The organism is Enterococcus canintestini (assembly GCF_001885735.1).
GTDB classification, from domain to species: domain Bacteria; phylum Bacillota; class Bacilli; order Lactobacillales; family Enterococcaceae; genus Enterococcus_C; species Enterococcus_C canintestini.
Window position 1 is genome coordinate 79,873 of record NZ_JXKG01000010.1, and the last position, 7,382, is coordinate 87,254.

The following is a 7,382-nucleotide window of genomic DNA, read 5'->3' on the forward strand; positions in this document are numbered from 1 at the left end:
AAAGTAATGAAAAAAACTAAAATCGTTAGTACATTAGGACCAGCAAGTAATAATGTGGAGATTATTTCACAATTAATCGAATCTGGAGCTAATGTTTTCCGTTTTAATTTCTCTCATGGTGACCATGAAGAACAATTAGGTCGGATGAATATGGTTAGAGAAGCAGTTAAAAAGACTGGAAAAGATGTCGGTATCTTATTAGATACAAAAGGGGCAGAAATTCGGACTACTGTTCAAGACACTACTGAAGCAGACTTCGGTCGTGCGGGATATATCCAATTTAACGTTGGTGATACAACTCGTATTTCAATGGATCCTGAATTAAAAGGTACAAAAGAAAAAATTGCCGTAACTTACCCTGGTTTATTCGATGATGTTCACGTGGGTGGTCATATTTTATTTGATGATGGTTTAATCGACATGGAAATCACAGAAAAAGACGAAGCAAACCGTGAATTAGTCATGGTTGTAAAAAATGCTGGTATGCTAGGTTCAAGAAAAGGTGTTAACGCTCCTGGTGTTTCAATTAGCTTACCTGGTATTACTGAAAAAGATGCAGATGATATTCGTTTTGGTTTAGACAATGACATCGACTTTATCGCCGCTTCATTTGTACGTAAAGCACAAGACGTTCTTGAAATTCGTGAAATTTTAGAAGAAAAGAACATGACACATGTTCAAATTTTCCCTAAAATTGAATCACAAGAAGGTATTGATAACATCGACGAAATTATCAAAGTTTCAGATGGTATCATGGTCGCTCGTGGTGACATGGGTGTTGAAATTGCGCCTGAATTAGTACCAATGGTGCAAAAACGCATTATTCAAAAATGTAATGCAGCCGGTAAGGCAGTTATTACAGCTACTCAAATGTTAGAATCAATGCAACAAAATCCACGTCCAACTCGTGCGGAAGCTTCTGACGTTGCCAATGCTGTTTTTGATGGTACAGATGCAACTATGTTATCTGGTGAATCTGCAAATGGTGACTACCCAGTTCAAGCAGTTGCAACAATGGCACGTATTGATGTTGAAGCAGAAAAAGCTTTATCTGAATTAGGTTCATTCCAAATTAACGAATTTGATAAAACAGATGTAACTGAAACAATTGGTTTATCTGTTGCTCGTGCTGCGAAAAACTTAGGCGTTAAAACAATTGTTGCAGCAACTGAATCTGGTTATACCGCTAAAATGATTTCTAAATATCGTCCAGATGCTGATATTTTAGCCGTTACATTTGACGAACGGACAAAACGTGGTTTAATGCTTAACTGGGGTGTCTTCCCAACTGTTGCTGAAAAACCAACAACAACTGACGAAATGTTTGATTTAGCTGCTAAAAAAGCTGTAGAACTAGGCTTTGCTAAAGAAGGCGAATTAATTTTAATTACTGCTGGTGTGCCAGTTGGTGAACGTGGAACAACAAACGTAATGAAAATTCAATTAATTGGTTCTAAATTATTAGATGCACAAGGTGTTGGCGAAAGAACAGTTGTAGCCAATGCAGTTGTTGCAAAATCAGCTGAAGAAGCTAATTCTCGCGCTAAAGAAGGAATGGTCTTAGTTGTTCCAACAACTGATAAAGATTACATGCCTGCTTTTGAAAAAGCTGCTGCTGTCATCGTTGAAGAAGGTGGCTTAACTTCTCATGCCGCTGTTGTCGGAATTGCAAAAGATATTCCTGTAATCGTTGGTGCTACTGACGCTACAACAACAATTCAAGACGGTGAATTAGTAACTGTTGATCCTCGTCGTGGTATTGTTTATCGCGGTGAAACAACAGCCATCTAAAACACCAAAAAAAACTTTAATCGCTAGAACGAAGTAGTCTAGGCTACTTCGTTCTATTTTTTGAAAAGGTGTCAAGAAAATTTCATTGACAAGCTAAAATACTCCCTGTATAATAGCTTTTGTTGCTTAGAGGTGATAAAAATGAAGTGGTCTTTATTGGAATTAAACAAATACCATGAAACGCCGTTAACTTTTTCAGAGACTTTGGATTTGAAAAAGGAATTGATGAAACGGGACAATCAAATATTAGATATCACGCCTATTAAAGTAGATGGGCTCGTTACCGTCTCAAAAAGTGATTATCTTGTTCATTACACGTTGAAAACGACGTTGACACTTCCTTCTTCAAGAAGTTTAGAGCCAGTTGAATTACCGCTGGATTTAGTCGTTGACGAAGTTTTTATGACGCCTGAGCAGTTTCAAATGCGGACTGAACTGATTTCTGATGAAGAAGTCTTACTTGTAGAAGGTCAGACGATTAGTTTGGATGAATCAGTTGCTGATAATATTTTATTAGCGATTCCGTTGCAGATTTTAACAAAAGAGGAAGCTGAGTCTAATCAAATGCCTGCTGGCCAAGATTGGGAAGTGATCTCCGAAGATGATTTTCTGCAACAAAAAGAAACAGCCGCGCCCAAAATTGATCCTCGTCTTGCTAAATTATCAGAACTGTTGGATACAACAGATGATGATCAGTAAGATTGGAATAAATAGCAGGTAATATCGCTTGCTTTTCATAAACAAGGAGGTGTAACAAATGGCAGTACCAGCTCGTAAAACATCTAAAGCTAAGAAAAACAAACGTCGTACTCATTACAAATTGACTATTAACGGTTTGAACGAATGTCCAAACTGTGGTGAATTAAGAAAAAGCCACCACGTATGTGCCAACTGCGGTTACTACGATGGCAAGGACGTAACGACTAAAGAAGCATAATTCATTTTTTTCAGAAAATGAAGGATTAAAACCCACAAAGCTAACCATGGAGCTTTGTGGGTTTTTTATTTTATTTAAACGAATCTTGAACTGATAATAATGTAATGCTTCTAGAAGAAAAGCAGAATTCACGAAGATAATAATCTAAAAAAAGCAATCAAAATAAAAAAAAGAAAAGAATACTCAAAAGTTTAGCTTCGGTTACTAATTCCAGCCACCTTTAGTTTGAAAGCAGGACTTTTTACGTTATAATGAAAAAGATTAAAGCTACTAGGAGGAATTCAAAATGACAAAACAACAAATTGGTGTTGTCGGTATGGCCGTCATGGGGAAAAATCTAGCCCTAAACATTGAAAGCCGTGGCTATTCAGTAGCATTGTTTAACCGGACAGCTGCGAAGACAGAAGAAGTAGTAAAAGAACATCCTGATAAAAAATTTAAAGCAACCTATACAATTGAAGACTTTGTTGCTGCAATTGAAAAACCACGTCGAATCTTGTTAATGGTAAAAGCCGGTGCGCCAACAGATGCCACTATTAAAGAGTTATTACCGCATTTAGATAAAGGAGATATTTTAATCGACGGCGGGAATACTTTCTTTAAAGATACAATTCGTCGGAATGAAGAACTAGCTAACTCTGGAATTAATTTTATCGGCACTGGAGTATCTGGTGGTGAAGAAGGCGCGTTAAAAGGCCCTTCAATTATGCCTGGTGGGCAAAAAGAAGCTTATGATTTGGTAGCACCTATTTTAGAACAAATTTCCGCTAAAGCAGAAGACGGTGCACCTTGTGTTACTTACATTGGGCCAAACGGAGCTGGACATTATGTGAAGATGGTTCATAACGGAATTGAATATGGCGATATGCAACTGATTGCTGAATCTTATGATCTAATGAAAAATGTTTTAGGTCTTTCTGTTGCTGAAATGGCAGACATCTTCAAAGAATGGAATGAAGGAGAACTTGATAGCTACTTAATCGAGATCACTGCTGATATTTTAACTAGAAAAGATGACCTTGGGACTGGTAAGCCAATCGTTGACGTTATTTTAGATGCAGCTGGTAATAAAGGAACTGGTAAATGGACAAGCCAAAGCGCACTTGATTTGGGTGTGCCACTTCCTCTTATTACAGAATCAGTGTTTGCGCGTTATATTTCTGCATATAAAGAAGAACGTGTTACTGCAAGTAAAGTGTTGCCAGCACCTGCTACGTTTAAATACGATGGTGATAAAAAAGAATTGATTGAAAAAATTCGAGAAGCTTTATATTTCAGTAAAATCATGAGCTATGCCCAAGGTTTTGCCCAATTGCGTAGCGCTTCAAAAGAGTATGATTGGGATTTGCCATTTGGAGAAATTGCAAAAATTTGGCGCGCAGGTTGTATCATCCGTGCTCGTTTCTTACAAAAAATTACAGATGCCTATGATAAAAATCCGGATCTTGAAAACTTATTATTAGATGATTATTTCTTAGAAATTACCAAGAAATATCAACAAGCAGTAAGGGAAGTTGTTGCATTGGCAGTTCAAGCTGGCGTTCCTGTTCCAACATTTTCTTCTGCCATTGCTTATTTTGACTCTTATCGTTCAGAACGTTTACCTGCTAATCTGATTCAAGCACAACGAGATTACTTTGGTGCTCATACGTATGAACGTACTGATAAAGAAGGCATTTATCACTACAGTTGGTACCATGAAGAATAAGTAAAAAACAATGGGATTTTGATGAATTCTAATTTATTGATGGGAAAGAGTAGCTGTGTTTTTTTGAAACATTGCTACTCTTTTTTTATTACGATTAGGAAAACTGTTGACGAATAAGAGTTTTGCTACTTATTAATACACTAATAAGATTTTCAGATAGCTCTTTTTTCTTTCATTGTTTCATGGTAAAATGACTATAGTATTTTAATAAAAAAACAACCATTTTTTTTAGAACAAAAATTTATAAAGAAAAGGGATCTAAGATCAAATGAGTAATATTTTAATTATTGAAGATGAAAAAAACTTAGCTCGTTTCGTAGAATTAGAACTAACGCATGAAGGGTATCATACAGAGGTTCATTATAACGGACGTACAGGTTTAGATGCAGCATTAAATAATGATTGGGACGCTATTTTGTTAGATTTGATGTTGCCAGAATTAAACGGTTTAGAAGTATGTCGTAGAGTACGTCAAGTGAAGAATACACCGATTATTATGATGACAGCAAGAGATTCTGTGATTGATCGGGTTTCTGGCTTGGATCATGGCGCTGACGATTATATCGTGAAGCCTTTTGCAATTGAGGAGCTATTAGCTCGCCTACGTGCCTTACTTCGTCGTATTGACATTGAAGGTGACAAAAATGTTGCTAAACAAACAACGATTACGTATCGTGATTTAGTCATTGAAAAAGAAAATCGTGTTGTGCGCCGAGGCAACGAGGTTATTGAATTGACTAAGCGTGAGTACGAGTTATTGTTAACGTTGATGGAAAATGTGAATGTTGTTTTAGCACGAGATGTTTTGTTAAATAAAGTTTGGGGTTATGAAACAGAAGTCGAAACAAACGTCGTGGATGTTTATATCCGTTATTTGCGCAATAAAATTGATGTTCCCGGGGATGAGAGCTATATTCAAACTGTACGGGGAACTGGTTATGTGATGCGCTCGTGAGCAAAAAAAATAAATCTTTTAACAAAGAACTGAAAGGCCCATCTTTAACAATTAAGTGGGCCTTTGCAAGTTCTTTCTTTATATTTATTGTTTTTACCATTTTTGCTGTAATTACTTATAAATCTTCAATTAACTTAATTGTCGCAAAAGAGCGCCACAATGTTGAAGAAGTTATTTCTGAAGTAACTTCTCGTCTGTCTAATTCTGAAGAAGAGCTCACCACGCAAAGTGCCTATTTTGCTATTGCTAAAATTTCTGAAGAAAACCGGACGCCAGAAGCAATTTCTTATTTGGATAAGGATATTTTAAAGCTCGATCAATTTGTATCTGAATTAGGACAGCAACAACTCAACTTATATGTTTATAATCTAAAACAAGAACCGATATTAAAAACTCATGAAAATAAATTTGATCTCGTTCAAACAAAACGCAAAGAACCAACAATTATTACTATAAAAGGCCATACTGGTTTTTTATCAATTCACCCAATATTTTCAAAAGTTACTCGAGAAAAAATCGGCTACGCCCAGACTTTTTATGAATTATCTTCATTTTATGAAATACGTAGTAAGCTATTATTAACTTTAATTATTTTAGAAGTCGTTTCTCTAATTTTATCAAGTTTTTTAGGGTTCTTTTTATCTACTTATTTTTTGAAGCCGTTAAAAGTATTACGCGATACAATGGATACTATCAGAAAAGATCCAGAGTCAGATGCCTATATGCCTAAAATTGATACAGATGATGAGCTAGCTGATTTAGCAGAAATCTTTAACGACATGTTAGAACGAATGCGCATGTATATTGAACAACAAAAGCAATTTGTTGAAGACGTTTCTCATGAACTTCGTACACCAGTAGCCGTTATTGAAGGTCATTTGAGCATGCTACAACGTTGGGGGAAAAACGATCCTGAGATTTTAGATGAAGCACTCCTTGCCAGCCAGCAAGAAATTAGTCGTATGAAAAGCCTAGTACAAGAAATGCTCGATTTATCTCGGGCGGAACAAGTGGAGTTGCATTATGCCAACGAAACAACTCAAGCAAAAGAAGTAACGTATCAAGTTTTTAATAACTTTAAAATGCTCTATCCTGAGTTTTTGTTTACGATAGATGATGATCTAGCAGAAGAAGAAACGTTAGCAATCTATCGAAATCATTTTGAACAAGTTATTATTATTATTTTGGATAACGCTGTGAAATATTCGACTGATCGCAAAGAAGTACATTTGAAGATTGGAAATAGTGGCGCTTTTTTTGAAATTGATATTCAAGATTTTGGGGAAGGAATCGCACCAGAAGATTTAGAAAAAATATTTCATCGTTTTTATCGCGTGGATAAAGCGCGAGCGCGTACTAAAGGTGGCAACGGCTTAGGATTGTCTATTGCAAAACAATTAATTGATAGTTATAAAGGTGAACTGACTGTCGAAAGCGTTGTGGGACAAGGAACAATTTTTAAAATTTTTATTCCGATTAAATAAAATAGCGCAAAATATTTAAATGAACTATAGAACTAAAATTGCTACCAGACAGTAATTTTGGGCTCTATAGTTTTTTATTGTCAAATTTTGCAGGTAATACAAGCGAATAATTTTTACCGCAAAGATATTATTGTACGTCATTTTTTGGTGGAAAATGCTTTATTTAATCAGATTATAAGTGGAAAATTCGGTCATGAAAAAAATCGGAATTTATTGATGTTTTTTGTTGCTTTTTATATTCAGAATTGCTATATTAATATTTGTTCCAAGGGAATAGCACGCTCTGAAAGAAAAGTAAAAAAACTACTTGACGTTACTTAGTCAGCGTGATATTCTAATGAAGCTGTTATAACTAGTTGTTATTTACAGCAAGAAATAATAACTAAAAAAAGTTGTTGACATCTGATTTATGAGGTGTTAAACTGACAGAGTTGTTGTTATTAAAAAGCAAGTTATTGAAATATCATTTCAAAAAGTTTTTAAAACTTTTTGAAAAAAACAGTTGAC

At 35.4% G+C, this 7,382-nt stretch carries 6 protein-coding genes; all 6 read left to right on the forward strand.

Going from position 1 to position 7,382, the window contains the following annotated elements; translation table 11 throughout:
* Window positions 1-6: 6 nt before the first annotated feature.
* The 6 genes from pyk to RU96_RS07535 all read left to right on the forward strand — a co-directional run bounded on the left by pyk (window position 7) and on the right by RU96_RS07535 (window position 6,875).
* Window positions 7-1,791: a pyruvate kinase gene (pyk, locus tag RU96_RS07510; RefSeq protein WP_071864922.1), complete on the forward strand. Its 1,785-nt coding sequence runs from the start codon at window positions 7-9 to the stop codon at window positions 1,789-1,791.
* A gap of 141 nt (window positions 1,792-1,932) precedes the next feature.
* Entirely contained in the window at window positions 1,933-2,490 is a 558-nt protein-coding gene (locus RU96_RS07515; RefSeq protein WP_071864923.1) for a YceD family protein, read from the forward strand.
* A gap of 58 nt (window positions 2,491-2,548) precedes the next feature.
* The gene (gene rpmF, locus RU96_RS07520; RefSeq protein ID WP_016171672.1) at window positions 2,549-2,728 is read left to right on the forward strand and encodes a 50S ribosomal protein L32; all 180 of its coding nucleotides are present in this window, start codon (window positions 2,549-2,551) and stop codon (window positions 2,726-2,728) included.
* Between the two features lie 286 nt (window positions 2,729-3,014).
* Complete coding sequence (gndA, locus tag RU96_RS07525) at window positions 3,015-4,436, forward strand: NADP-dependent phosphogluconate dehydrogenase (RefSeq protein WP_071864924.1); 1,422 nt, start codon at window positions 3,015-3,017, stop codon at window positions 4,434-4,436.
* 268 nt (window positions 4,437-4,704) lie between these two features.
* Complete coding sequence (locus RU96_RS07530; protein ID WP_071864925.1) at window positions 4,705-5,391, forward strand: response regulator transcription factor; 687 nt, start codon at window positions 4,705-4,707, stop codon at window positions 5,389-5,391.
* Window positions 5,388-6,875, forward strand: a complete 1,488-nt coding sequence (locus tag RU96_RS07535; RefSeq protein WP_071864926.1) for a HAMP domain-containing sensor histidine kinase — start codon at window positions 5,388-5,390, stop codon at window positions 6,873-6,875. Before RU96_RS07530 ends, RU96_RS07535 begins: the two co-directional genes overlap by 4 nt.
* Window positions 6,876-7,382 lie beyond the last annotated feature (507 nt).